Consider the following 23,947-nt stretch of genomic DNA (forward strand, 5'->3'; position numbering starts at 1 on the left):
ACCCGGCCGCTCCGGAGCCCGCCCCGCGCCGCGTCGTCGCCGTGTGGGGCCCGGCCGGCGCGCCCGGGCGCACGACGGTGGCGACGGCCCTGGCGGCCGCGCTGGCCTCCCGGGGCGAGCCCACCCTCCTCGTCGACGCCGACCCCTGGGGCGGCACGGTCGCCCAGCACCTCGGGGTGCTCGACGAGGTCTCGGGCCTGCTGGCGATGGCGCGGCACGCGGGCGCGGGGGACCTGGAGGAGCGCTGGCTCGGCGCGGTCCGCTCGCTCGACCGGCACCTGCACGTGGTGACCGGGCTGCCCCGCGCCGACCGCTGGGCCGAGGTCGACGGCGGGGCGCTGGAGCAGCTCGTCGACCTGGCCCGCGAGGTGGGTCACGTGGTGCTCGACACCGGGTTCGCGCTCGACCACGACGACGGCGGGTTCGCCGTCGGCCCCGCCCGCAACGAGCTCACCACGACGGCGGTCGAGCTGGCCGACGAGGTGGTGGTGGTCGGCACGGCCGACCCGGTGGGGCTGACGCGCCTGGCCCGCGGCCTCGCCGACCTGCGCGAGCTGGGGCGCGGGGACGTCCACGTCGTCGTCAACCGCATGCGCTCGACGCTGGGCTGGTCCGAGCGCGAGGTGACCTCGATGCTGGCCGACTTCGTGCGGCCCGCGTCACTGCACTTCCTGCCCGACGACCGCGCCGCGACGGACCGGGCGCTCGTGACGGGGCGCTCGCTGCTCGACGTGGGCGAGGGTCCGCTGGCCCGGGCGGTGCTCGCCGCGGCCGCGGGCGTCGTACCCGGGGCCGCGGCGCCCGTCAGGAGGCGAAGAGCAGGTAGAGCCCGCCGCCGGTGAACGCGATCATCACGCCGAGCATCGGCAGCTGGCCGACGAGCTGGTGCTGGCGCGGCAGCACCGACAGCGACCGGTCGTGCGCCGCCACCGCGGCCACGACGTGCCCCACCACCACGCCGGACACCTGCACGAACGCCAGGAGCCCGATGTTGTCGGAGAGGAAGTACGACGGCTGCAGGTTCGCCGTGCCCAGCCAGTTCGACCCCTGGGCGAGCGGGTCGCTCATGTAGATGACGACCTGCTGGCCGAACTCGAGCAGGTAGGTCAGGTAGTGGGCGCCGACGTACCCGACGATGATCGGCGCGATCGAGTGCGCCATCAGCGACGGCAGGGCCCGGCGCGGGATGCCCTCGCGCGCCGGCACGGCCGCCGAAGCCAGCGTCAGCAGCAGCCCGACGAGCGCGATGACGCCGATGAGCGCGACGTTGAGGATGAGGTCGGAGTCCAGCGTGCTCGTGTTGACGAACCGCACGAAGGGCAGCGACTCGCGGAAGGAGTCGTACGCCGTGCTGCCGAAGAGCACCGCCACGAGCGCCACCAGGCCGGCGGCGGGCCGCAGCGTCGCCAGGTTCGCCAGCGGGCTGCGCGCCACCAGCGTGCCGTCGGCGTCACGGCCCCAGATCGACACGTGCGCCACGAGCGTCGAGTAGGCCTCGAACGGGTCGCAACGCTCGTAGAACGAGCTTCCGAACACGGCTCCGCCGACGAGCATCAGCGCGAAGTACGCCGCCAGCCACAGCCGCACGGCGCTCGTCTCGACGCCGTTGGTGCTGACCAGCTCGAGCCACACGAACGCGTAGAGGCCGATTGCCGCCGGCCAGTAGCCCACCCACGACGGCAGCTCGCGCAGCCCGTGCTCCGGGTCGGTGCCGGCGAGCCGGGACAGCCCGGCGTTGATGGTGCGCACCGGGCTCACGGCCCGGTAGAAGCGGCCGAGGAACAGCGACGCCGGGACGATGCCGACCCACAGCAGCACGTAGAACATGCCGAGGCCCGGGTTCGTCGCGTAGTCGGGGCCGACCACGAGCGCGAACATCATGTAGGCGAAGAACGCCGCCCCGAGCAGGCGGGCGAGCACGCGCACGACCGGGTGGTCGACCACGGCGCCGAGCCGCGCCACCGCCCCCGGCGCCCAGGGCCGCATGCGGGTCGTGCCGGGCTCGGGTCCGTCGTACCGCGGCTTGCGCCACGCGACGGCGAGCACCAGGAACGACGCCGCCAGCGCCACCACCGAGCCGATGACGACCGCCTCGAGCGGGATCGGCAGGTCGGCGGCGTTGCCCAGCCCGCTGTGGGCGAGGGTGACCTGGTCGCCGGCGTCCGGCGTCACGGGCGGACGTCGACGCGCACGAGCAGGCGCTCGGGGTCGTGCAGCTCGACGTCGTAGCTGCCGGCCCGGTCGATCGTGACGGTGTGCTCGCTGGTGCCGGGCTGCGCGTCGATCGTGAACTCGGGGTCGGTGTGGCCGTGGATCTCGGCCGCCACGTCGGTGGTGACGCGGAAGACGATCGGCTGGCCGACCGCGGCCTCGACGCGGCTCGCGTTGGGGGAGACCGAGTCGCCGTCCACGACGACGTCGATCATGAGCGGCTCGACGCCGGGCTCGGCCGACGCGCTGCCCGAGGTGGCGCCGGACGTGGTCGAGCTGCTCGACGACGTCGACTCGTCCGGGCCGGCCTCGTCGGCGGTCCCCCCGCAGGCGGAGGCGGTCACGGCCAGGGTGGCGGCGACGGCGACGGTGGTGAGCGGGCGCAGGGCGCGACGGAACACGGTGACTCTCTTCTCCCTCGGGGGTACGACGACACGGTGCCGGCCCGGTCCGGCGATCCCCACCCGGGCACGGCGGGGGCTGTGCCGGTCGGGGGCGGATGACATGATCCACGTCGAGGTTACGTACAGCGTCGAGCGGGAGCGAGGTGGGGGATGGGCGAGCGGCTGCGCTCCCGGGACATGGCGATCCTGGCGACCGACTCCACGACGTCGCCGTTGCACAACGCGACGTTGGAGATCTTCGACCCGGGCGAGTCCGGGTTCGACCACGAGCGCCTCGTCGCGCTCATCGGCGACCGCATCACCTTCGTGCCGCGCTACCGGCAGCGGCTCCTCACCGTCCCCGGTCACCTGGCCACGCCGGTGTGGAGCGACGACCTGCGCTTCGACCTCGCCTACCACGTGCGCCGCTCCGCGATCCCGCGCCCGGGCACGCTGGAGCAGCTGCTCGAGCTCGTCGCCCGCATCGTGTCCCGCCCGCTCGACCGCACGCGGCCGCTGTGGGAGGTCTACTTCGTCGAGGGCCTGGAGGACGGCCGCGTCGCCGTGCTGTCCAAGTCCCACCAGATCCTGGTCGACGGCATGGAGACGGTCGACCTCGGCCAGGTGCTCCTCGACGTCTCGGCCACGCCCAAGCTGATGGAGCCCGACGAGTGGGAGCCGGCGCGCCGGCCGACCAACCCGGGCCTCGTCGCCGACGCGCTGCGCGACACCCTCACCGAGCCCTCCGCGCTGCTCGCGAACGGCCGGGTGCTCGGCCAGTCCGTGGCCCGCCGCACCCTCGGCGTCCGTCGCCGGCTCACCTCCCTGGCGGGGCCGCTCGCCCCCCTGGGCGGGCCGCTGGCCGCGCAGCCCCCGGTCAGCGAGTCGCCGATCACCCCGGCCGCGCTGTCGCAGCAGCGGCGGGTCGCCGGCGTCCGCACCTCGCTCGCCGACCACCGCCGGGTGCGCGAGGTGCACGGCGGCACCGTCAACGACGTGGTGCTCGCCACCGTCGCCGGCGGCCTGCGCAACTGGCTGATGGCCCGCGACCAGCGCATCGGCCCGCAGAGCAAGGTCCGCGCGCTGGTGCCGATGTCCGTGATCGACGACGAGCTCGAGGCCACCTCGCTCGGCACCCAGATCCAGGGCCACCTCGTCGACCTCCCCGTGGGCGAGGCCAGCCCCGTCGTGCGGCTGCACCAGGTGTCCTACTCGTTCAAGGCCCACGGCGAGACCGGCCGAGCGGTCGCGGCGAACCGGCTGGCGGGCATCGCCGGCTTCGCGCCCACCACCTTCCACGCCCTCGGCACGCGCGTGGCCCTCGGCGAGCTCGGCTCGCGACGCTTCCAGCTCACCGTCACCAACGTGCCCGGACCGCAGTTCCCGCTCTACGCCGCCGGCGCCCGCATGGTGGCGACCTACCCGGTGCCGCCGCTGCTGCCCCGGCACGCGCTGGGGATCGGCGTGACGTCGTACGACGGGCACGTCTACTACGGCGTCACCGGCGACCGCGACGCGATCGACGATCTCGACATCTTCGCCCAGTGCCTGCGCGACGCCCTCGACGAGCTGGTCGACACCGCCAGCGACACCCGCCCCCGGGCGCCGCGCGGCCGCAGCCGCCCGCGCCCCGCGACCCCCGTGACCGAGCCCACCCCCGACCCCACCCCCGGCCCCGCGCCCGGCCCAGGAGCCACCCCGTGACGACGCGCGTCTTCGTGCCCCTCACCTCCTCCGAGCTCGCGCGCGTCGTCGCCGAGGGCCGCCTCGCCGGCCCGTTCCGCGCGCACGCCGCGACACCCGCGCTGGAGGAGGCGTGGCCCGACGGCTCCACCGAGGAGTGGGAGTACGCCGCGCAGGCCGCAGCCGGCACGGAGTCGCTGGCCCGCCGCGTCGAGGGCGACCAGCCCCGGCGCCTGGTCCTGGCCGCCGACGTCCCGCAGGTGCGACCGCTGGACGACGACGCGGAGCCCACCCTCGTCGAGGTGGAGGCCGACGTGCCGTGGAAGCGGATCGCGTCCGCCCACGTCGACGTCGTCGACCTCCCGCCGGCGGCGCTCGCGGCGTACCTCTCCGGCGAGGAGCTGCCCGACTCGGTCGACGGGGTCGAGCTCGACCACGACCTCGCGTGGTTCGCCACGCAGGAGATCCGCAACCTCGTCTGATCGGACGGAGCCGCCGCGAGCGGCCCGGGCGGGGCCGGTTGAGGGCGTCGGCGCCGCCTGACACGATCGGGCGCATGGACGCGATCACGCTGCCCCCCGCACCGGTCAACGAGCCGAACCTGACCTACGCCCCCGGCAGCGCCGAGCGGCTGGCGCTGCTCGAGCAGGTGGAGGTGCTGCGGGCCGCGCCGCGCGAGCTGCCGGCGTACGTCGGGGACTGGCGGGCCGGTGGCGGCGCCGAGGTCGCCGTCGTCGAGCCCCACGACCACCAGCGGGTGCTCGGCACCTTCCGCTCCTCGACCCGGAAGGACGCGCAGGACGCGGTCGACGCCGCGCGGGCCGCCGCGCCGGGCTGGCGGGCGCTGAGCTACGACGACCGCGCCGCGGTCCTGCTGCGGGCCGCCGAGCTCCTCGCCGGGCCGTGGCGTCAGCGCCTCAACGCCGCCACGGTGCTCGGCCAGTCGAAGACGGCGTTCCAGGCCGAGATCGACGCCGCCTGCGAGCTCATCGACTTCTGGCGCTTCAACGTGCACTACGGGCGCCAGATCCTCGCCGAGCAGCCCATCCGCAACGCGCCGGGTGTGTGGAACCGCACCGACCACCGTCCGCTCGAGGGCTTCGTCTACGCGATCACGCCGTTCAACTTCACGGCCATCGCGGGCAACCTGCCGACCGCGCCGGCGCTCATGGGCAACACGGTGATCTGGAAGCCGTCGCCCACGCAGCAGCTGGCGGCGTCGCTGACGATGGAGCTCCTGACCGAGGCGGGCCTGCCGCCGGGCGTCATCTCGATGCTGCCGGGCGATGGCGTCGAGCCGTCCGAGGTGCTGCTGCCCCACCCCGACCTCGCGGGCATCCACTTCACCGGCTCCACGCCGACGTTCCAGCACCTGTGGCGCACGGTGGGGGAGAACCTGTCGGGCTACCGGGGCTACCCCCGCCTCGTCGGCGAGACCGGCGGCAAGGACTTCGTGCTCGCCCACCCCTCGGCCGACCCCGACGCGGTGCGGGTGGCGCTGGTGCGCGGCGCGTTCGAGTACGCGGGCCAGAAGTGCTCCGCCGCCTCGCGGGCGTACGTCGCGCGCTCGGTGTGGGAGCGGATCCGCGAGCAGCTGGTGGCGGACGTCGACGGCCTGGCGATGGGCGACCCGACGGACCTGTCGAACTTCCTCGGCGCCGTGATCGACGACCGGGCCTACGCCAAGCACGCGGCCGCCATCGAGCGGGCCCGCGCGAGCGACGGGCTCGACGTCCTCGCCGGCGGCGAGTGCGACGACAGCGTCGGCTGGTTCGTGCGCCCCACCGTCGTCGAGGGCGGCGACCCGACGGACGAGATGTTCTCGACGGAGTACTTCGGGCCGATCCTCGCCGTCCACGTCTTCGACGACGGCGACTTCGAGAAGGTGACGCGCCAGCTGGAGTCCGCGTCGCCGTACGCGCTGACGGGTGCGGTGTTCGCGCGCGACCAGCGGGTCGTGGCGTGGGCGGCAGCGGAGCTGCGGTTCGCCGCCGGCAACTTCTACGTCAACGACAAGCCCACCGGCGCCGTGGTGGGCCAGCAGCCGTTCGGCGGCGGTCGCGCGTCGGGCACGAACGACAAGGCCGGCGCGGCGTCGAACCTGACCCGCTGGACCAGCCCGCGCTCCATCAAGGAGACGTTCGTGCCGCCGCACGACCACCGCTACCCGCACATGGGCTGAGACGCGGCGGGGCGGCACCGGACCGGTGCCGCCCCGCGCTCGCGTCCTCGGGTCTCAGCCCTTCGCGAGCCAGGCCCGACCGGCGCGGTTCTCGGCCTTGAGCGCCTTGACGAGCAGGTCCGCGATGAGGCCCTCGATCTTGCCGCCGACGAGCGGGATCGAGACCTTGACCTGCAGGTCGACGGTCTCCGTCGTGCCGGTGCCGGTCTCGCGGAGCGTGGCCGTGCCCGTCATGTCGCCGGGCTTGCCGGGGATGGTGACGTGGATGTCCGCCGCGGTGGCGCCCCACTTCTCGTCCTGCACCACGACGATCTCGTCGCCGACGAACTTCTTCGCGAACGACGGGATGCCGGCGGCGGGCTGCACGGTCTCGAAGCGCACGACGTCGCCCGTGACGGAGACGGTCGAGCGCAGCGCCCGCTGCTCGGCGGCCACCGAGCGGCGGAAGGCCTCGTCGAGGAGCATCGCGCGCACGTCGGCGAGCGGGGCGTCGTAGGTCAGTTCGTGGGTGACGCGCTTGGCCATGGGGGAGGATCTCCGTCCGACTCGGCACGGGCCGCGGCCCGGTGCGGGGTGCTGGTCGACGGGGCGTCGGGCCCCGCCGCGGGCCATCATCGCGCACCCCCGGGAGCCGGGTTGTTGCGGCACCGGGGGACCCCTAGGGTCGGGAGGGTGGCGACGACGCTGGACGGCAGGAACCTGGACCGCAGCAAGGCCGATCTCGTGGCGGACGCCGCCGCACTGGCCCGGGGCCGCAACGGCTCCCTCGCGGGACCCGAGGGTGATGCCGACCCGGACGCGGTGCTGTCGGCGTACTACCGCCACGTCGCCCCGGAGGACATCCTCGACCGCACCCCCGTGGACCTGTACGGCGCGGCCGCCTCCCACCGCCGCCTCGCCGAGCACCGCGCCCCCGGCGAGGTGCTCACCCGGGTGCTGACCCCGTCCGTGGCCGACGACGGCTGGACGGCCGGCGGCCACTCCGTCGTCGAGGTCGTCACCGACGACATGCCGTTCCTCGTCGACTCGGTGACGATGCTGCTCGACCGGCTCGACTGCGACGTCCACGCGGTGCTCCACCCCCAGCTGCGGGTACGGCGCGCCGCCGACGGCACGCTGCTGGCGGTCGGCCCGATCGCGGAGGGCTCGGTGCAGGTCGAGGACCACGCCGACCAGACCGCGACGCGCGAGTCGTGGATCCACGTGGAGATCGGTCGCCTCGGCACCGACGGCGACGACGGCACGGCTGCCGCCATCGAGGCGGGGATCCACCAGGTGCTCGCCGACGTGCGCGTCGCGGTCGAGGACTGGCAGCAGATGAAGGAGGCCGTCGCGGCGGTGGCCACCGACCTGCGGGAGCGGCCCGCGGAGGTCGCGGCCGGCGTACCCGAGCCGGAGGTGCGGCAGGGCGCCGACCTGCTGGAGTGGATCGCCGACGACCACTTCACGTTCCTGGGCTACCGGGAGTACACGCTGTCCACCGGCGCCGACGGCGACGAGCTCGTCGCGGTGCCCGGCACCGGGTTGGGGCTGCTGCGCGACGACCGGCCGGGCGTGGCGCCCACCGGCGCCGACGGTCCCCGCGTCACGGCCGAGGTGCGCGACCGGATGCGGGACCCCGAGCTGCTGGTGCTGGCCAAGGCCAACCGCCGCGCCACCGTGCACCGGCCCGTGCACCTCGACTACGTGGGCGTGAAGACGTTCGACGCCGACGGCGTGGTGACGGGCGAGCGGCGCCTCATCGGCCTGTTCTCCTCGGCCGCCTACACCGAGTCGCTGACCCGCATCCCGCTGCTGCGCGAGAAGGCCGAGGCGGTGCGCGAGCAGCTGGGCTTCGACCAGCGCAGCCACGCCGGCAAGGCGCTGCTCGACACGCTGGAGAACTTCCCGCGCGACGAGCTGTTCCAGACCCCGACGGAGGACCTGGCGCCCATCGCGCAGGCCGTCATGTTCGCCCGCGAGCGCCGCCGTCAGCTGCGGCTCTTCGTGCGGCGCGACACCTACGGGCGCTACCTCTCCGTGCTCGCCTACCTGCCGCACGACCGCTACAGCACCGCGGTGCGTGAGCGGTTCGCCGAGGTGCTGCGCCAGCGGCTCGACTCCTCGGCCATCGAGTTCGCGGTGCAGCTGTCGGACTCGGCCATGGTGCGGGTGCACTTCGTCGTGCGCCCCCAGGAGGGGCTGAGCATCCGCCAGGCCGACCGCGAGTTCGTCGCCGAGCTGGAGCACCGCTTCGACGAGGTCGCCCGCTCCTGGCGCGACGACCTGCACGCCGCGCTGCTCGCCGAGCACGGCGAGGTCGACGGGGCGCGGCTCGGTCGTCGCTACCTCGGCGCGTTCCCGGAGGCCTACAAGGAGGACTTCGACGCCCGCACGGCCGCCTCCGACATCGGCCGGCTCGAGGCCGTGCGTGCCGCCGCGGGCCCGGCCGGCGGCTTCGACGTCGCGCTCCACCAGCCGGTCGACGCGCCGGCCGGCGAGGGCATGCTGAAGATCTTCCGCGTCGGCCCGGCGCTCTCGCTCTCCGCCGTGCTGCCGATGATCTCCTCGATGGGCGTCGAGGTGCTCGACGAGCGCCCCTACGAGCTGGAGGACCTCGACCAGCCGACCTTCGTCTACGAGTTCGCGCTGCGCACGGACGCCCAGGCGGGCCCCGACCAGCGCGAGCTGTTCGCCGACGCGCTGCGGGCGGTGTGGGCCGAGCACAGCGAGGTCGACCGGTTCAACGCCCTCGTGCTGCGGGCCGGGCTGACCTGGCGCCAGGTGATGGTGCTGCGCGCCTACGGGCGCTACATGCGCCAGGGCAGCTCGCCGTTCTCGACCACGTCGATGGCGGACGCGCTCGCCGCGAACGTCGAGATCACCCGCCTGCTGGTGCGGCTGTTCGAGACGCGCTTCGACCCCGACCTGGCGGGTGCCGGCGACGGCGCGGGCGACGGGGCGGGCGGCGGGGCGGGCGGCGGGGCGGACGGCCGCGAGGCCGCCGAGCAGCAGCTCGTGGACGAGGTCACCGGCGCGCTGGAGCAGGTCGTCAGCCTCGACCACGACCGCATCCTGCGCTCCTACCTCACCCACGTGCGGGCCACGCTGCGCACGAACTTCTACCAGCGCCCCGACGCCGGCGGCGTGCGCTCGCACCTGTCGCTCAAGCTGCAGCCGTCGGCGATCCCCGACCTGCCCGCGCCGCGGCCCGCGTTCGAGATCTTCGTCTACTCGCCCCGGGTCGAGGGCGTGCACCTGCGCTTCGGCGCCGTGGCGCGCGGGGGCCTGCGCTGGTCGGACCGGCGCGACGACTTCCGCACCGAGGTGCTCGGCCTGGTCAAGGCGCAGATGGTGAAGAACACCGTGATCGTGCCGGTGGGGGCGAAGGGCGGCTTCTACGCGAAGCGCCTCCCCGACCCCGCGGACCGGGAGGCGTGGCAGGCGGAGGGCGTGGCGGCGTACCGGACGTTCGTCTCGGGCCTGCTCGACGTCACCGACAACCTCGTCGACGGGGCGGTGGTGCCGCCGCAGCGGGTGGTGCGCCACGACGGCGACGACACCTACCTGGTGGTGGCGGCCGACAAGGGCACCGCGACCTTCTCCGACATCGCGAACGCGCTCTCGGCGGACTACGGCTACTGGCTCGGCGACGCGTTCGCGTCGGGGGGATCGGTGGGCTACGACCACAAGGCGATGGGCATCACCGCGCGCGGCGCCTGGGTCTCCGTGCGCCGTCACTTCCGCGAGCTGGGCCTCGACACGCAGCGCGAGCCGTTCACCGTGGTCGGCATCGGCGACATGTCGGGCGACGTGTTCGGCAACGGCATGCTCTGCTCGCCCCACCTGCGCCTCGTGGCCGCGTTCGACCACCGCGACATCTTCCTCGACCCCGACCCCGACGCGGCGGCCTCGTTCGCCGAGCGCCAGCGGCTGTTCGCACTGCCCCGCTCGTCGTGGCGCGACTACGACCGCTCGCTCCTCTCCGAGGGCGGCGGCGTGCACCCCCGCTCGGCGAAGTCGGTGCCGATCTCCGCGCCGGTACGCCGCGTGCTCGGCCTCGGCGACGACGTCACCCGGCTCGCGCCCACCGAGCTGATGCGCGCCATCCTGCAGGCGCCGGTCGACCTGCTGTGGAACGGCGGGATCGGCACCTACGTGAAGGCCTCGACCCAGACCCACGCGGCCGCCGGGGACAAGGCCAACGACGCGATCCGGGTCGACGGCCGCGAGCTGCGCGCCCGCGTCGTCGGCGAGGGCGGCAACCTGGGGCTCACGCAGGCGGGGCGCATCGAGTACGCCGCCGCGGGCGGCCGCCTCAACACCGACTTCATCGACAACTCCGCGGGCGTCGACACCTCCGACCGCGAGGTGAACATCAAGATCCTGCTCGACCGCCTCGTCGCGGCCGGGGACCTCACCGGCAAGCAGCGCAACGAGCTGCTGGCGTCGATGACCGACGAGGTCGCCGAGCTGGTGCTGGCCGACAACTACGACCAGAACCTGGCGCTGGCGAACGCCGCCGCGAACGCGCCGGCCCTGCTGCACGTGCACGAGCGGTGGATGCGCCGGCTCGAGGCCGAGGGCCACCTCGACCGGCGGCTGGAGGACCTGCCGTCGAGCGGCGAGGTGCGCCGGCGCCTCGAGGCCGGGCAGGGCCTGACGCTGCCCGAGCTGGCGGTGCTGCTGAGCTGGACCAAGATCGTGCTGGCCGACGAGCTGCTGGCCTCGGACCTGCCGGACGACCCCTACCTGCGCGGCGAGCTCTACGCCTACTTCCCGACCCCGATGCGGCACCGGTTCCGCGAGCGGATGGACGACCACCCGCTGCGCCGCGAGATCGTCGTGACCCAGGTCGTGAACCGGCTGGTCGACACGGCGGGCATGACGTTCTGGCCGCGCCTGGCCGACGAGACCGGCGCGACCGCGGCCGAGCTGGCCCGCGCCAGCTTCGTGGCCGACGAGATCTACGGCGCCGCAGCGCTGCGCGAGGAGATCGCCAGCCAGGACAACCAGCTCGACGCCGCCGTGCAGACCCGCATGCGGATCGAGCTGCGCACCCTCGTCGAGCGCGCCGCGCGGTGGCTGGTGCTGCGGCGCCCCGACACCGACGCGGAGGGCACCGTCGACTTCTTCGGCGTCCGCATCCAGCAGGTGCTGCAGGGCGACCCGGGCCTCGCGGGGCTGCTGACCGGGCGCGAGTCGGTCGCGCACGACGAGCGGCTCGCCGCCCTGCGCGCGGACGGCGTCCCGGACGGGCTCGCGGCCCGCATCGCGGCGCTGCCCCCGTCGTACGGGCTGCTGGGGATCGTCGAGACCGCCGCCCGCCGCGACCTGCCGGCCGAGACGGTCGCGAAGGTGCACTTCGCGCTGGGGGAGCGGCTGGGGTTCGCGACCCTGCTGTCGCGGATCCTGGCGCTGCCGCGCAACGACCGCTGGCAGGCCACCGCCCGGGCGGCGCTGCGCGACGACCTGCACGCGGTGCACGCGCTGCTCACCGCGCAGGTGCTGGCGGCGACCTCCGACGACGACTCCGCCGCGGCGCGTGTCGCCGCGTGGGAGGAGACGCAGGCGACCGTCGTCGCCCGCGCCGCCCGCACGCTCGAGGAGGTCTGCGCCGAGGAGCCCGACCTCGCCCGGCTCTCGGTGGGCATGCGCGTGGTCCGCGGGCTCGTCGCCGTGCCCGGGGGTGCGCCGCAGGTGTGAGGCGGCGGCCCGGTCGCGGGACGTCATCCGGAGCGGGGGGCGGGGGCCTCGTCGGGGATGACGTCCGGGGGCGGCCCGCAGCCGCCCGCCCGCATCCACTCGTCGCGGGTACGGGCTGCGGGAGTGGTGACATCTGGGGCGCCCGCGTCCGGGGGCGGCCCGCAGCCGCCCGGCCGCATCCACTCGTCGCGGGTACGCCGCGCCGCTGCGGGCCGCGGGCGGGGGAGTGGTAACGGTCGGGCGGCCGCCCGGGTGGCCCGCGTCTGTGGACGAGCGGCCCGGCCCGGGCCGCCCGCGGGGCACGATGCCGGGGTGATCGCTGACCGGCCCCGCGTGCCCGCGGTCCAGGCCGTGCGCGAGCTGGGTGATGTGGCCTGCTGGGCGGACCTCCGGCCTGCCGTGACCCGCCACTCGCTGCGGGAGGCGGTCCGCCGAGGTGAGCTGACGCGCTGCGATCGCGGCCGCTACCGCGTGGCCGAGGCGGACGAGGCACTCGTGGTCGCACGCCGCATCGGCGGTGTCGCCTCACACCTCAGCGCTGCCGTGCTCCACGGCTGGGAGGTGGCCCGCCCGCCGACGGACGCCTGGTTCACGGTGCCGCGGGGCAGCCGGCGGCGCGAGGTCTGGACGCCGCACACCTACCGCGCCGACCTGGGCGACGAACCGGGCGACGTGACCCGTCCGCTGCGCACCGTCCTCGACTGCGCGCGGCGCCTGCCGTTCGAGGAGGCCCTCACCGTGGCGGACTCCGCGCTGCGGCACGGCGACGTCGAGCCCCTCGAGCTGCGGATCGCGACCCAGCGCGTGGGTGGCCGCGGCGCCGGGCAGCTGCGTCGCGTCGCGGCCCACGCCGACGGCCGCGCCGCGAACCCCTTCGAGTCGGTCCTGCGGGCCCACGCCCTCGAGGCGGGACTCGACGCGGTCGCCCAGCTCGCCGTACGGGTCGAGGGGCGGGTGCTGCACCCCGACGTCGGGGACGCGGGACGACGGCTGGCCGTCGAGGCGGAGTCGTGGGCCTACCACGGCGACGCCGAGGCGTTCCGCTCCGACTGCTGGCGCCACACGGTGCTCGCCGTGGCGGGATGGCGGGTGTTGCGCTTCACCTGGCAGCAGGTGATGCACGACGGCGCCTGGGTCCGCCGCTGCCTCGCCGCGTTCGCCTGAGCCTGCCCGCCCGCCCGGCCGCATCCACTCCTCGCGGGTACGCCGCGCCGCTGCGGGCCGCGGGCGGGGAAGTGGTGACGCGGTGGCGGGCCGGATCAGTCGCCGGTGAACCGCGGCGTGCGCTTCTCCACGAAGGCGCGCATGCCCTCGGCGGCGTCGCTGGTGCGGAAGAGCGCGAGCTGGCCGAGGTTCTCGCGGTCGAGCGCGCTCTCCAGCTGGGTCAGGGTCGCCGCGTTGACCGCCTTCTTGGTGGCGGTCAGGGCCAGTGGCGGCCCGGCGAGCAGCGCCGCGACGACCCGGTCGACCTCGGCGTCGAGCGCGTCCGGCTCGACGAGGTGGCTGACGAGACCGGCGGCGTGGGCCTCGGCGGCGGGGAGCCGTTCGCCCAGCAGCGTCATCCGCATGGCTCGAGCGCGCCCGACCGCGGCGGCCACGGTGGCCGTCGAGCCGCCGTCGGGCATGAGGCCGATGCGGGTGAACGTCAGCGCGAACGACGCCGCGCTGGAGACGACCTGCAGGTCGCTGGCCAGCGCGAGCGAGCAGCCGACGCCCGCGGCGACGCCGTTGACCGCCGCCACCACGGGCTTGTCGAGCGCCACGACGGCGCGCACGAGCCGGTTGGCGCGCTCCATCGCCTGGTCGTCGAACGTGTCGAGGGGCGAGTCGCCCTCCAGTGCGGCGCCCGAGCAGAAGGCGCGGCCGCGGCCCGCGAGCACGACGGCGCGGACGTCGCTGCGGCCGTAGCAGCGCTCGAGCGTCACCGCGCAGGCCTCGATCATCGGGCCGTCGAGCGCGTTGAAGCGCTCCGGGCGGTCGAGCACGACCCGCAGCAGCCCGGCGTCGAGGGTGACCTCGACGCCGGGCGCGGTGGTCGCGAAGGCGGGCGTCTCAGACAAGCTGCGCCCCGCCGTCACGCATCGCGGCGTACGCGGCCTCGGTGCTCTCCGGCGCGACGCCCACGGCGAGGTGCGTGAGCACCCGCACCGTGAAGCCCTCGCCCAGCGCGTCGAGCACGGTGGCCCGCACGCAGTGGTCGGAGGCGATGCCGCAGACGTCCACCTCGTCGACGCCGCGCTCGCGCAGCCAGGCCGCGAGCGACGAGCCGTCGGAGGCCGAGCCCTCGAAGCCCGAGTACGCCGCCTCGAACTCGCCCTTGAGGAAGACCGCCTCGATCGCGGAGGTGTCGAGCGCGGGGTGGAACTCCTCGCCCGGTGTGCCGACCTCGCAGTGGACGGGCCAGGAGTCGACGTAGTCGGGGTTCTCCGACCAGTGGCTGCCCGGGTCGACGTGGTGGTCCTTGGTGGCCACGACGTGGGCGTAGTCGTGCGGGCCGGCGAGCAGCGCGCTCACCTCCGCGGCGACGCGGGCCCCGCCGGCGACGGCCAACGAGCCGCCCTCGCAGAAGTCGTTCTGGACGTCGACGACGATCAGTGCGCGGGTCATGGGGTCAGCCTCTCAGGTGCGTGGTGCCGGGTGGGTGGGTCAGTTCTCGTAGACGGTCGGCACGACGGGCTCGCCGCGCGCCATCGAGCGTGCGGCCATCGGCAGCTCGGCGCGGGCCGCCTGGTGCCGGGCGCGGGCGTCGTCGAGGCTCTCGCGGCCGACGACCTCGCCGGCGGTGACGAGCGGGCGGTGCAGCGGGCGGTCGGCCGTGCCGGGCTCGGGGGTGGGTGTGCGGTCGACCCCGATGACCTCGGCGACGGCGACCCCCTCCGCGAGGCGGCGCACGGGCTGCTTCTCGCCGCCGACGGAGGCCTTGTTGGCGCTGCGCTTGGCGACGGGCTGCATCCGGCCGTCCGCGTCCTCGCGGGCGACGAGCTTGTAGACGAACGCGCTCGTCGGGTGGCCCGAGCCGGTCACGAGGCGGGTGCCCACGCCGTACCCGTCGACGGGTGCGACCGCCAGCGCGGCGATCGCGTGCTCGTCGAGGTCGCTGGTGACGATGATCCGCGTGCCGGTGGCGCCGAGGGAGTCGAGCTGGCGGCGCACGTCCTGCGCGAGCAGGCCCAGGTCGCCGGAGTCGAGGCGCACCGCGCCCAGTTCCGGGCCCGCCACCTCGACGGCGAGACGCACGGCCTCGGCCACGTCGTACGTGTCGACGAGCAGCGAGGTGCCGACGCCGAGGCTCGTCACCTGCGCGCGGAACGCGTCCTCCTCCGTGTCGTGCAGCAGCGTGAAGGCGTGCGCGCTGGTGCCGGTGGAGGGCACGCCGTACCGGGCACGGGCCGCGAGGTTGCTCGTCGCGTCGAAGCCCGCGACGTACGCCGCCCGCGCCGCGGCGACCGCGGCCTCCTCGTGGGTACGGCGGGAGCCCATGTCGATGCAGGGGCGCCCGTCGGCGGCGAAGGTCATCCGCGACGCGGCGCTGGCGATGGCCGAGTCGTGGTTGTAGATGGACAGCAGCACGGTCTCGAGCAGCACGGCCTCGGCGAAGGTCGACTCGACGACCACCAGGGGCGAGCCCGGGAAGTAGATCTCGCCCTCGCCGTAGCCCCGCACGTCGCCGGAGAACCGGTAGTCGGCGAGCCAGGCCAGCGTCGGGTCGTCGACGACCCCGGCGTCGGAGAGCACCCCGAGGGTGGCGTCGTCGAAGCGGAAGCGCTCGATCGCGTCGAGCGCGCGGTCCACGCCCGCGACGACGCCGTAGCGCCGCCCCTCCGGCAGCTTGCGGCCGAACAGCTCGAAGACCGAGCGGCGCCGGGCGGTGCCGGACGCGAGGGCCGCCTGCAGCATCGTCAGCTCGTAGTGGTCCGTGAGGAGCGCCGTCGAGCCCGACTGAGTAATAGTCATGCTGACAATATAAACGGCACCCGACGCGAGGGCAAGGGGTACGGCGCACGCGGCCGGATCGGGCCGGTCGGGGCCTCGCCGGGTCTGTGCCACGATGGGGACGTGTCTGCTGCCAGCCCCGTCGAGGTCGAGCCGACGCTCATCCCCGAGGAGTCGTCCTTCCCGGCGACGCCCTGGGTCACGATCGTCTGGGACGACCCGGTCAACCTGATGAGCTACGTGACGTACGTCTTCCAGAAGTACTTCGGCTACTCCAAGTCGCACTCCGAGCAGCTGATGCTCGAGGTGCACAACGACGGGAAGAGCGTCGTGTCCACGGGGTCGCGCGAGGCCATGGAGCGCGACGTGCAGGCCCTCCACGAGTACGGGCTGTGGGCCACGATGGAGCGCGCGGAGTGAGCGGCTTCACCCGCCACCGCCGCAGCCGCCGCATCATCGCCACCTTCACCGGGTTCGAGGCGGACCTGCTGCGCTCGCTGGCGGGCCAGCTGGTCGAGCTGCTGCGCAACGAGGCGGCGGTCCCGCGCGACGACCTCGACCCGCTCGAGGCGATGCTCGACTTCACCGGCCCCACGGTGGCCCCGGAGGACCCGGTGCTCGCCCGGCTGTTCCCCACGGCGTACCCCGGTGACGAGGAGGCGGCGGGCGAGTTCCGGCGCTACACCGAGGGCGGGCTGCGCGACGGCAAGACGGCCGCCGCCTGCCGGATCATCGAGGACCTCGAGGAGGCGGGCCTGCCCGACGAGCTCACCGAGGACGGTCTGATGATCGACGTCGAGCTCGACGAGCCCGTCGCCGAGACGTGGATGCGCTCGTTCACCGACATCCGCCTCGCGCTCGCGACCCGGCTCGGCATCGAGGACGGCGACGAGGCCCGGTGGATGGCCCTGCCCGACGACGACCCGCGGGCGCAGGCGCACGACATCTTCGAGTGGGTCGGCTACCTCCAGGAGACCCTGGTGGGGGCCCTCACCCGCTGACCGCGGCGCGTTCGACACGCTCGGGCCCGCGTGCTCGAATGGAGGGCATGCGTGCTCAGCGATCGATCTCGGTGACGGTGCTCGCCCTGGCCCTCGCGCCCCTGGCCGCCTGCGGGGGCGGCAGCGAGGAGGACGCCGACGGCGGGTCCTCCAGCTCCACGGCCCCGGCCGACGGCGGGCCGTCGACCGCGACCGAGGAGCCCACCAGCAGCGAGCCGCCCGTCGTCGTGCCGCCCGAGACGGTCTCCACCGGCGAGCCGCTGCCCGGCGTCGAGGGCGCCGCGTGCCCCGCGTCCGTCACGCTCGAGGGCGCCGTCAGCGCCGCCTGGGAGAACGAGGGCGCGGTCTCGCCGCAGGGCGACTACGGCCCCACCACCACCTACCAGACCACGTCGCCGGACGGGTACGTCCTGACCGTGTACGCCGCCGGCGAGGGCTTCGACGCGGGCGTCATCGTCGACACCGGCACCGGCTCCTTCGTCTCCGCGCCCGGCGAGCCCGGCCTCGTGGCCCAGCCCGACGGCACGGGCGTCGAGGTCGAGGCGGAGCTCATCCAGATGGAGGTGCCGGACGAGACGGTCACCGTGACCGCGTCGTTCGCCTGCGGCTGAGGGGCTCCGAGGGGTGGCGGCGGGTGGTGGCGGGTTCCCCGGTGCACCGGGGAACCCGCCACTTCCGGTGCCAACCTTTCACCCGGAAGCGGCGGGTTCGGTCCGCCACCGCGCTGAGGCGGGCATCCGGGCGCCGTCCGGCGCGTCTGGGAGGATGACGGCGTGCCCATCCCGGACTTCATCGTCGCGCTGCGCCGCAAGGTCGGCACCGACGAGCTCTGGCTCCCCGCCGCCACCGCCGTCGTCACCCGCTCCGCCCCGGACGGGCCGTCGGGGGCGGTCGAGCTGCTGCTCGTGCGCCGCGCCGACAACGGCGACTGGACCCCGGTGACGGGGATCGTCGACCCCGGCGAGGAGCCGGCGGTGGCCGCCCGGCGCGAGGCGCTCGAGGAGGCCGGCGTGACGATCCGCGTCGACCGGCTGGCCTCCGTCGCGACGACCGACCTCGTGACCTACCCGAACGGCGACCGCACGCGCTACCTCGACCACACCTTCGCCTGCACGTGGCTCGACGGCGAGGCGCACGTCGCCGACGACGAGTCGAGCGACGTGGGCTGGTTCACCCTCGACGCCCTCCCGCCGCTGAGCGAGGAGATGCGGGGGCGCATCGACGCGGCCCTGGCCGACGAGGTCGCCGCCCGCTTCGTGCGCTGACCCGTGCCCGTCCGCGATCTCGACCCGGCCCACCCGCGCGACGTCGCGGCCCTGGAGGCGCTGCTCGCCACGGTGCCGGACTTCTCGCAGCGCGTCTCGGGCCGCCCGCCGGCACCGGGCGACGCCGCGGACGCGCTGACCGCGGCGCCCCCCGGCGTACCGGCCGACCGCAAGCACGCGATCGGCCTGTGGGCCGACGACGACCCGGGACGGCTGCTCGGGTTCGCCGACCTCCTGCGGGGCTGGCCCTCGCCGGAGAGCGCCCACCTCGGGCTGCTCGTCACCGACGGCCGGCTGCACGGCGGCGGCCTCGGGCGGCACACCTCCGACGCCGTGGTGGCGCGGGTCCGCGACTGGCCGGAGGTGACGCGGATCCAGCTCGCCGTGGTCGCGACCAACGAGGCCGCCGCTGGCCCGTTCTGGCGCCGCCTCGGCTTCCGGCCGACCGGGCGGACCGCGCCGTACTCCTCCGGGTCGGTGCGCAGCACCAAGGAGGTGTGGACCGCGCGGGTCGTCGACCTCTAGCCCTCAGTGGGCCAGCTTCAACCCCACGACGCCGCCGACGATCATCACGAGGAACAGCGCTTTCGCCGGGGAGAAGGGCTCGGTCCCCGCCGCCATCGCCCCGACGACCGTGAGGGTGGCGCCGATGCCCACCCACACGGCGTACGCCGTGCCCACGGGCAGGTCGCGCATCGCGAGCGCCAGGCCGGCCATCGAGGCGACGAGCGCGCCGCCGAACACGACGGTGGGCGCGAGGCGCGAGAAGCCCTCCGAGCGGCCGAGGGCGGTCGCCCACACGGCCTCGAGGACACCGGACAGCACGAGCAGGAACCAGGACACGACAGGCCTCCACGGGCCGTCTTGTCGTCGACCGGGTACGGCGCCCCTCGTCCGGGAGCCCGACGTGGCGCGGGCTCGACCTCCAGGCTGGCACACCCCGGGGCGGGCTTCCAGCGCGGGTGACGCACCTGACCGCGCCCGCGTCCGACCGCCGCCTCAGTACCCCGCGAACGAGTCCGTGCGCACCTTCCGCGCCCGGCGGCGCAGGCCGCGCGCCACGGCGGTGACCATGGCGGGGGGACCGGAGACGTACGCCGTCCGCCCGCCGAGGTCGGGCACCGCCTCCACGACGACGTCGGCGGTCAGGAACGCCGAGGGCACGTGCCGCCACCCCGGCGGCAGGTCGGCGGGGGCGCCGGGCGCGACCAGCACGACGGGCACGCCGGTGGCCACGAGCTCGTCGCGGTAGGCCACGTCGTCGGCGTCGCCCACGCCGAGCACGAGCACCGCGTCGAGCCCCTCGGCCTCCGGCGAGCGCAGCCACGACAGGAACGGCGTGATGCCGATGCCGCCGGCGACCAGCACGACCGGGCCGGGCCGGCGGGGCAGCACGAAGTCGCCGCCCACGCCCGTCGCGCCGAGCACGGCGCCCGGCTCGAGCGCCAGCAGCGCCTTCTTGTACGACGACGACGGCTCCGGCACGCGCAGCGCGACGGCGAGCTCGGGGTCGTCGCTGGGCGAGACGATGCTGAAGACCCGGCGCACCCCGCGTCGGTCGGAGCCGCGGTGGGGGAGGGCGAGCTCGACGTACTGCCCCGGGCGGAAGCGCACCGGGCGCCGGGGCGCGAAGCGCAGCTCGAACACCTCCGCGCCCACCCGGCGCGTGCCGGTGTGGCGCAGGCGCACGCCGCCGCGCTGGCCGAGCACGAACGCGACGGCGCCGGAGGCCAGCAGCGCCAGCTCGGCCGTCGACTCGAACACCCAGAGGTCGACGGGCTCCGGCAGGAGGATGGTCTGGAACTGCGGCCACGCGAAGACGAACGCGGCCAGCGCCGCGACGCCGAGGCGCTGGACGCGCCGCGGCGGCAGGGTCAGGGGCTCGCTCAGCATGAAGCCGGCGAGGAAGATCGCGGGCGACGACACGACGTACTGCTCCAGCGCGGTGCCCGCGCCGAGGTCGGTCGAGTTGAGCAGGCCGAGCACGACCAGCACGCCGGCGAGGGTCACGAACAGCAGCCCCAGGTCCAGGCGGCGGGTGCGCCACAGCACGACGAGCGCGGCGAGCACGAGCGGCACCAGCGCGGGCTCGTTCGCGATCCACCACGTCGTGTAGACGCGGTGCGCCGGGTCCACCGAGGCCAGCTCCTGGACGACGAGCACGAGCACGACGCCCGCGGCGGCCGGGTTGAGCACGTGGCGCCCGCGCACGGCGAGGAGGTACTTCGACGCGTTGGCCAGCACCGCGGTCGCCGCCAGCCACGCGAGCTGCGCGGTGTCGGTGGTCGGCCAGTAGAGGAACCACAGCAGCAGCCCGGTGATGACGGCCGACTCGGTGTGGGCCCGCACGCGGAACGCCAGCCCGAGCAGCGCGTTCGCGGCCACGGACACCCCGACCAGCACGACGAGGGTCAGCGCCATGGCCTCGAGTCGGAACACGCTCGGCAGCAGGGAGCGGGTGATCGCGAGGAAGAACGACACCAGCACGAGGGCGCCGAGCGCGAGCGAGACGACGCGGTACATCGGCACCCGCCCGAGGGCGGCGTCGACGCGCGCGAGGGGGGAGCCGCCGGTGCGCGGGGCGGGCGCCGAGGTGGTGGACGAGCTCATGCGAAGACCTCTCCGGGGAAGTCGGGAGAGCGGTGGACGCGTGTGCCGGTCGGCGTGCGGTCCAGGCGGACGAAGGTCGCGCCCAGGTCGGCCGCGAGGACCGTCGCTGCGTCGGGCGGGACGAGGAACAGGGCGGTGGCCAGGCCGTCGGCGACGAGCGCCGAGTCCGCGACCACCCAGGTGGCGAGCACGTCGGTGACGGGCACGCCCGTGCGCGCGTCGAGCACGTGGTGCACGCCGTCGGCCCAGGTACGACGGTTGGTCGCCGACGCGCACAGGGCCCGGGCGCCGGGGGTGCCGGGCAGGTCGGCGACGCCGACGGCGTACCCCGGCCGCAGCGGGTGCTCCAGTGCCACCCGCAGCGACGCACCGCCGGGGGCGACGCGGTGCACGAGGTCGCCGCTGGCGTCGACCGTCACCGTGCCCGTCGCCCCCTCGGCCCGCTGCACGGCCTCGACCTCGTCGGCCACGAGGTCGGCGAGATAGCCCTTGCCGGCCGCCCCGACGTCGAGCACGAACGGCTCGGTGGTCACCAGGTACGGCGGCTCCCACCGCACGTGCCCCCAGTCGACCGCGCCGCGGTGGCCCGGGCGGGGACGCAGCGAGTACGACGCGTCGTACCCCAGGTGCTCGAGCCCGTCGCCGACGGCGGGGCTCATCGCGCCGTCGGTCGCGGCGTGGAGCGCGTCGTACAGCCGCACCAGCGGGTCGGCGTCGTCGGGCAGCCGGTGCCGGCCGGGGCCTGCGCGGAGGGCGTCGACGACCGAGCCGGCCCGGAAGCGCGACCAGTCCCGGTCGAAGGCGTCGACGCGCAGCGCCACGGCGCGGCGCGCCGCCGGGGTCAGCGGCACGGCGGCGTCGACCTGCCAGCGGGTGCCGATCGCCTCGAAGGCCCACGACGGCACGGCGGCCGCCGGGTCCTGCGGGGCGGTCGGGGCGCCCACGCTCAGGCCTGGGCCTCGGCGAGGATCTGCTCGATCGCGGCGTTGAACCCTCCGCTGGTGAGGGAAGACCCGGCGACCTTCGAGACCTCGAGGCCGTCGATGGGCTGGCCGACCACCTCGTCGGCGATGCCGTCGGCGAACTGCGACTGGTACTGCACCGAGTTGCCGCTCTCGGCCTGCGGGGTGACGGTCACGTCGGTGACGGTGCCCGCGGCGTCGAGGGTGACCTCCACGCCGACGGACTGCTCGCCGCCGGGGGTGCTGTAGCTGCCCTCGGCCTCGTAGGTGCCGGCGGTGTACGCGCCCGTCGCGGCGCCGGCGTCGGTGCCGGCGTCGGAGCCGGCCGAGCCGTCGGTGGTCGCGTCGGTGGTCGCGTCCGTCGTCGCCTCCTGCGAGGAGTCACCGGAGGAGTCGGAGGCGTCGTCGTACTGGCCGACGCCGCAGGCGGTCGCGAGGGCGAGGGCGGGCAGCGTCGCCGCGGTGAGCAGCCAGCGGCGGGCGGGGGAGAGCGAGGACATGGGGTTCTCCTGGTCCGAGAGGCGGATCGGCGGGGTGCTTGTAGGTCCCAAACGACGGTTGTAGGTGCAACTGTTCCGATGCAACCCGATGGGGCCGCCGGGCGCCAGGGGTGAGGGTGCCCTCACCGGAAGTTCACAGGTTCGCGGAGCGCCCCGCACAGGTGGTCGGCCCGGGCTCCTAGCATCGTCCGCGACCGGGGGCCGCCGTGGCGCCCGGGCCACGAGGGGGAACCGATGGCCACGCTCGCCACCACCAGCTTCCAGTCCGCCGCGCCGCCGCAGACGGTGCTCGCCGCCGTCCACCGCGTCATCGCCGAGCAGCGCTACGCGCCCGGTCCCGTCAGCCCCGACGGCTCCCAGGTGCTGTTCCGCACCCGCAAGTCCGTCCTCAGCTGGGAGCTGGACGTGCAGGTCGGCGTCACGCCCGCGCCCGGCGGCTCGCAGGTGGACGTCGCCCTCGACACGGCGCCCGGCCGGCCCAAGGCCCTGCTGGACGGCCGGAAGAACCGCAAGTCCGCGCAGCGCATCGCCGACGAGATCAGCGCCGCGATCGGCTGAGGCCGGTTGAGCCCGGCTGAGCCCGGCTGAGCCCGCTCCGTCGGGTCAGTCGACCAGCGCCAGCTCGTCCGCGACGCGCGCGACCTCGGTCCGGTCGCCGTCGCCGAGGCCTCGCAGCGGCCGTGGCAGCGAGGGCGCGGCCACGAGCCCGAGGTGCTCGGCCAGCGCCGCGGTGACCCGCAGGCTGCCGTGGGCCGCGAAGAGCTCCCACAGCGGTGCGAGGCGGGCGGCGCCGGCCTCGGCCGTCGCCACGTCGCCGGCACGGGCCGCCCGGGTCAGCGCCACCGCGAGCCGCGGCAGCAGCCCGCCGACGACGGAGTACCAGGCGTCGCAGCCGGCCAGCAGGCCCGCCACGCCCAGCGCGTCGCCCGAGACGCCGATCGTCACGGGTGAGGGCAGCAGGGCGCGGAGCGCGTCGACGCGGGCCCGTGCCTGCCCCGGGTCGGTCGGCACGCCCGGGATCTTGACCGAGCCGACCTGCGGCAGCGCCGCCACCGCGGCGAGCAGGTCGTCGCCGAAGGTGAAGCGCGTCGTCGTCGGGTTGTCGTAGACGACGAGCGGCACCGACAGCCCGGCGGTGACGTCGGTGTAGAGGCCGAGCACGTCGTCGTCCGTCAGCGGCTGGTAGGAGACCGGGGCGAGGAGGACCGCGCTGGCCCCCGCCTCCTGCGCGTCGTCCGCGAGCCTCCGCGCCCAGGACGTCCGCAGCGCTCCGACACCGACCACGACCGGCGTCCCGCCGGCCGCCTCGACGGCGGCGCGCGCGACCCGGCGCCGCTCGTCGCGGTCGAGGTAGGCGTAGGAGCCGGTCGAGCCCAGGACGGCGACCGCGTCGACCTCCGCCGCCACCGCGCGCTCGACGAGGCGGCGCAGCGCGGCCAGGTCGAGGGCGTCGTCGCGCACGGGGGAGAGGGGGAACGCGCCGAGTCCGGTCAGGGTGCTCACCCGCCCATCCTGCCCGCGCCCGACCCCGC

General features: G+C 75.2%; 22 protein-coding genes, 1 pseudogene and 1 riboswitch. Of the genes and pseudogenes, 12 read left to right on the forward strand and 11 right to left on the reverse strand.

The window, feature by feature from the left end:
- Positions 1-842 (forward strand): annotated as a pseudogene (locus KK617_RS13355) (hypothetical protein); the annotation flags it as partial.
- On the opposite strand, the gene KK617_RS13360 reads toward KK617_RS13355, so the two are convergent.
- Positions 805-2,172 carry a hypothetical protein gene (locus KK617_RS13360; protein ID WP_277500562.1) on the reverse strand — a complete coding sequence of 456 codons (1,368 nt, stop codon included), beginning with the start codon at positions 2,170-2,172 and terminating at the stop codon, positions 805-807. The pseudogene KK617_RS13355 and the gene KK617_RS13360 overlap by 38 nt on opposite strands.
- Positions 2,169-2,612, reverse strand: a complete 444-nt coding sequence (locus KK617_RS13365; RefSeq protein WP_277500563.1) for a hypothetical protein — start codon at positions 2,610-2,612, stop codon at positions 2,169-2,171. The genes KK617_RS13360 and KK617_RS13365 overlap by 4 nt, the downstream gene beginning before the upstream one ends.
- A gap of 153 nt (positions 2,613-2,765) precedes the next feature.
- On the opposite strand from KK617_RS13365, the gene KK617_RS13370 reads away from it, so the two are divergent.
- From KK617_RS13370 to pruA, 3 genes are all read left to right on the forward strand, one after another.
- Positions 2,766-4,298, forward strand: coding sequence for a wax ester/triacylglycerol synthase family O-acyltransferase (locus tag KK617_RS13370; RefSeq protein ID WP_277500564.1), 1,533 nt, complete (start codon positions 2,766-2,768; stop codon positions 4,296-4,298).
- Positions 4,295-4,759 carry a hypothetical protein gene (locus tag KK617_RS13375; protein ID WP_277500565.1) on the forward strand — a complete coding sequence of 155 codons (465 nt, stop codon included), beginning with the start codon at positions 4,295-4,297 and terminating at the stop codon, positions 4,757-4,759. Before KK617_RS13370 ends, KK617_RS13375 begins: the two co-directional genes overlap by 4 nt.
- A 74-nt stretch (positions 4,760-4,833) precedes the next feature.
- The gene (pruA, locus tag KK617_RS13380; protein ID WP_277500566.1) at positions 4,834-6,459 is read left to right on the forward strand and encodes an L-glutamate gamma-semialdehyde dehydrogenase; all 1,626 of its coding nucleotides are present in this window, start codon (positions 4,834-4,836) and stop codon (positions 6,457-6,459) included.
- Positions 6,460-6,513: 54 nt separating this feature from the next.
- Here pruA and KK617_RS13385 read toward each other — a convergent pair whose 3' ends face one another.
- Positions 6,514-6,984 (reverse strand): DUF2505 domain-containing protein, encoded by a 471-nt coding sequence (locus tag KK617_RS13385; RefSeq protein WP_277500567.1) that lies wholly within the window; start codon positions 6,982-6,984, stop codon positions 6,514-6,516.
- A 147-nt stretch (positions 6,985-7,131) separates the two neighbouring features.
- Here KK617_RS13385 and KK617_RS13390 point away from each other — a divergent pair, with 147 nt between their 5' ends.
- Together KK617_RS13390 and KK617_RS13395 are read left to right on the forward strand one after the other, a co-directional pair.
- Positions 7,132-12,144 carry an NAD-glutamate dehydrogenase gene (locus KK617_RS13390; protein ID WP_277500568.1) on the forward strand — a complete coding sequence of 1,671 codons (5,013 nt, stop codon included), beginning with the start codon at positions 7,132-7,134 and terminating at the stop codon, positions 12,142-12,144.
- A gap of 312 nt (positions 12,145-12,456) precedes the next feature.
- Positions 12,457-13,308: a hypothetical protein gene (locus KK617_RS13395; RefSeq protein WP_277500569.1), complete on the forward strand. Its 852-nt coding sequence runs from the start codon at positions 12,457-12,459 to the stop codon at positions 13,306-13,308.
- A 95-nt stretch (positions 13,309-13,403) separates the two neighbouring features.
- On the opposite strand, the gene KK617_RS13400 is transcribed toward KK617_RS13395, so the two are convergent.
- The 3 genes from KK617_RS13400 to KK617_RS13410 are packed head-to-tail and all read right to left on the reverse strand — an operon-like array spanning position 13,404 to position 16,098.
- Positions 13,404-14,204, reverse strand: a complete 801-nt coding sequence (locus KK617_RS13400) for an enoyl-CoA hydratase-related protein (RefSeq protein WP_277500570.1) — start codon at positions 14,202-14,204, stop codon at positions 13,404-13,406.
- Positions 14,197-14,751 (reverse strand): isochorismatase family protein, encoded by a 555-nt coding sequence (locus KK617_RS13405; RefSeq protein WP_277500571.1) that lies wholly within the window; start codon positions 14,749-14,751, stop codon positions 14,197-14,199. Before KK617_RS13405 ends, KK617_RS13400 begins: the two co-directional genes overlap by 8 nt.
- Before the next feature lie 39 nt (positions 14,752-14,790).
- A complete protein-coding gene (locus tag KK617_RS13410) occupies positions 14,791-16,098 on the reverse strand; it encodes a nicotinate phosphoribosyltransferase (RefSeq protein ID WP_277500572.1) in 1,308 nt (435 codons plus the stop codon).
- Positions 16,099-16,239: 141 nt separating this feature from the next.
- Here KK617_RS13410 and clpS point away from each other — a divergent pair, with 141 nt between their 5' ends.
- From clpS to KK617_RS13435, 5 genes are all read left to right on the forward strand, one after another.
- On the forward strand, positions 16,240-16,497 hold the full coding sequence (gene clpS / locus KK617_RS13415; protein WP_277500596.1) for an ATP-dependent Clp protease adapter ClpS: 258 nt from the start codon (positions 16,240-16,242) through the stop codon (positions 16,495-16,497).
- Positions 16,494-17,078, forward strand: a complete 585-nt coding sequence (locus KK617_RS13420) for a DUF2017 domain-containing protein (RefSeq protein WP_277500574.1) — start codon at positions 16,494-16,496, stop codon at positions 17,076-17,078. Before clpS ends, KK617_RS13420 begins: the two co-directional genes overlap by 4 nt.
- A gap of 47 nt (positions 17,079-17,125) precedes the next feature.
- Entirely contained in the window at positions 17,126-17,689 is a 564-nt protein-coding gene (locus KK617_RS13425) for a hypothetical protein (protein ID WP_277500576.1), read from the forward strand.
- A gap of 162 nt (positions 17,690-17,851) precedes the next feature.
- Positions 17,852-18,343, forward strand: coding sequence for an NUDIX domain-containing protein (locus KK617_RS13430; protein ID WP_277500578.1), 492 nt, complete (start codon positions 17,852-17,854; stop codon positions 18,341-18,343).
- Positions 18,344-18,346: 3 nt separating this feature from the next.
- A complete protein-coding gene (locus KK617_RS13435; RefSeq protein WP_277500579.1) occupies positions 18,347-18,868 on the forward strand; it encodes a GNAT family N-acetyltransferase in 522 nt (173 codons plus the stop codon).
- A 3-nt stretch (positions 18,869-18,871) separates the two neighbouring features.
- On the opposite strand, the gene KK617_RS13440 is transcribed toward KK617_RS13435, so the two are convergent.
- From KK617_RS13440 to KK617_RS13455, 4 genes are all read right to left on the reverse strand, one after another.
- Positions 18,872-19,186, reverse strand: coding sequence for a multidrug efflux SMR transporter (locus tag KK617_RS13440; RefSeq protein WP_277500580.1), 315 nt, complete (start codon positions 19,184-19,186; stop codon positions 18,872-18,874).
- A 10-nt stretch (positions 19,187-19,196) separates the two neighbouring features.
- A riboswitch (guanidine-III (ykkC-III) riboswitch) is annotated at positions 19,197-19,266 on the reverse strand.
- A 76-nt stretch (positions 19,267-19,342) separates the two neighbouring features.
- The gene (locus KK617_RS13445; RefSeq protein ID WP_277500581.1) at positions 19,343-20,953 is read right to left on the reverse strand and encodes a hypothetical protein; all 1,611 of its coding nucleotides are present in this window, start codon (positions 20,951-20,953) and stop codon (positions 19,343-19,345) included.
- The gene (locus KK617_RS13450; RefSeq protein WP_277500582.1) at positions 20,950-21,897 is read right to left on the reverse strand and encodes an FAD:protein FMN transferase; all 948 of its coding nucleotides are present in this window, start codon (positions 21,895-21,897) and stop codon (positions 20,950-20,952) included. Before KK617_RS13450 ends, KK617_RS13445 begins: the two co-directional genes overlap by 4 nt.
- Positions 21,898-21,899: 2 nt before the next feature.
- Entirely contained in the window at positions 21,900-22,415 is a 516-nt protein-coding gene (locus KK617_RS13455; RefSeq protein ID WP_277500583.1) for an FMN-binding protein, read from the reverse strand.
- A gap of 234 nt (positions 22,416-22,649) precedes the next feature.
- Between KK617_RS13455 and KK617_RS13460 the strand changes: the two genes are divergently transcribed.
- On the forward strand, positions 22,650-22,973 hold the full coding sequence (locus tag KK617_RS13460) for a hypothetical protein (RefSeq protein ID WP_277500584.1): 324 nt from the start codon (positions 22,650-22,652) through the stop codon (positions 22,971-22,973).
- 45 nt (positions 22,974-23,018) lie between these two features.
- On the opposite strand, the gene KK617_RS13465 is transcribed toward KK617_RS13460, so the two are convergent.
- Positions 23,019-23,918 (reverse strand): dihydrodipicolinate synthase family protein, encoded by a 900-nt coding sequence (locus KK617_RS13465; RefSeq protein ID WP_277500585.1) that lies wholly within the window; start codon positions 23,916-23,918, stop codon positions 23,019-23,021.
- Positions 23,919-23,947: the final 29 nt, after the last annotated feature.

The sequence above is a fragment of the Nocardioides sp. ChNu-99 genome, from assembly GCF_029493445.1.
Classification (GTDB): Bacteria; Actinomycetota; Actinomycetes; order Propionibacteriales; family Nocardioidaceae; genus Nocardioides.

Excerpts from the sequence above, each read along its gene's own strand:
- KK617_RS13370 (WP_277500564.1), top strand. The coding sequence starts at position 2,766 with ATGGGCGAGCGGCTGCGCTCCCGGGACATGGCGATCCTGGCGACCGAC.
- pruA (WP_277500566.1), top strand. The coding sequence starts at position 4,834 with ATGGACGCGATCACGCTGCCCCCCGCACCGGTCAACGAGCCGAACCTG.
- KK617_RS13385 (WP_277500567.1), bottom strand. The coding sequence starts at position 6,984 with ATGGCCAAGCGCGTCACCCACGAACTGACCTACGACGCCCCGCTCGCC.
- KK617_RS13405 (WP_277500571.1), bottom strand. The coding sequence starts at position 14,751 with ATGACCCGCGCACTGATCGTCGTCGACGTCCAGAACGACTTCTGCGAG.
- KK617_RS13410 (WP_277500572.1), bottom strand. The coding sequence starts at position 16,098 with ATGACTATTACTCAGTCGGGCTCGACGGCGCTCCTCACGGACCACTAC.
- KK617_RS13425 (WP_277500576.1), top strand. The coding sequence starts at position 17,126 with ATGCGTGCTCAGCGATCGATCTCGGTGACGGTGCTCGCCCTGGCCCTC.
- KK617_RS13445 (WP_277500581.1), bottom strand. The coding sequence starts at position 20,953 with ATGAGCTCGTCCACCACCTCGGCGCCCGCCCCGCGCACCGGCGGCTCC.
- KK617_RS13455 (WP_277500583.1), bottom strand. The coding sequence starts at position 22,415 with ATGTCCTCGCTCTCCCCCGCCCGCCGCTGGCTGCTCACCGCGGCGACG.
- KK617_RS13460 (WP_277500584.1), top strand. The coding sequence starts at position 22,650 with ATGGCCACGCTCGCCACCACCAGCTTCCAGTCCGCCGCGCCGCCGCAG.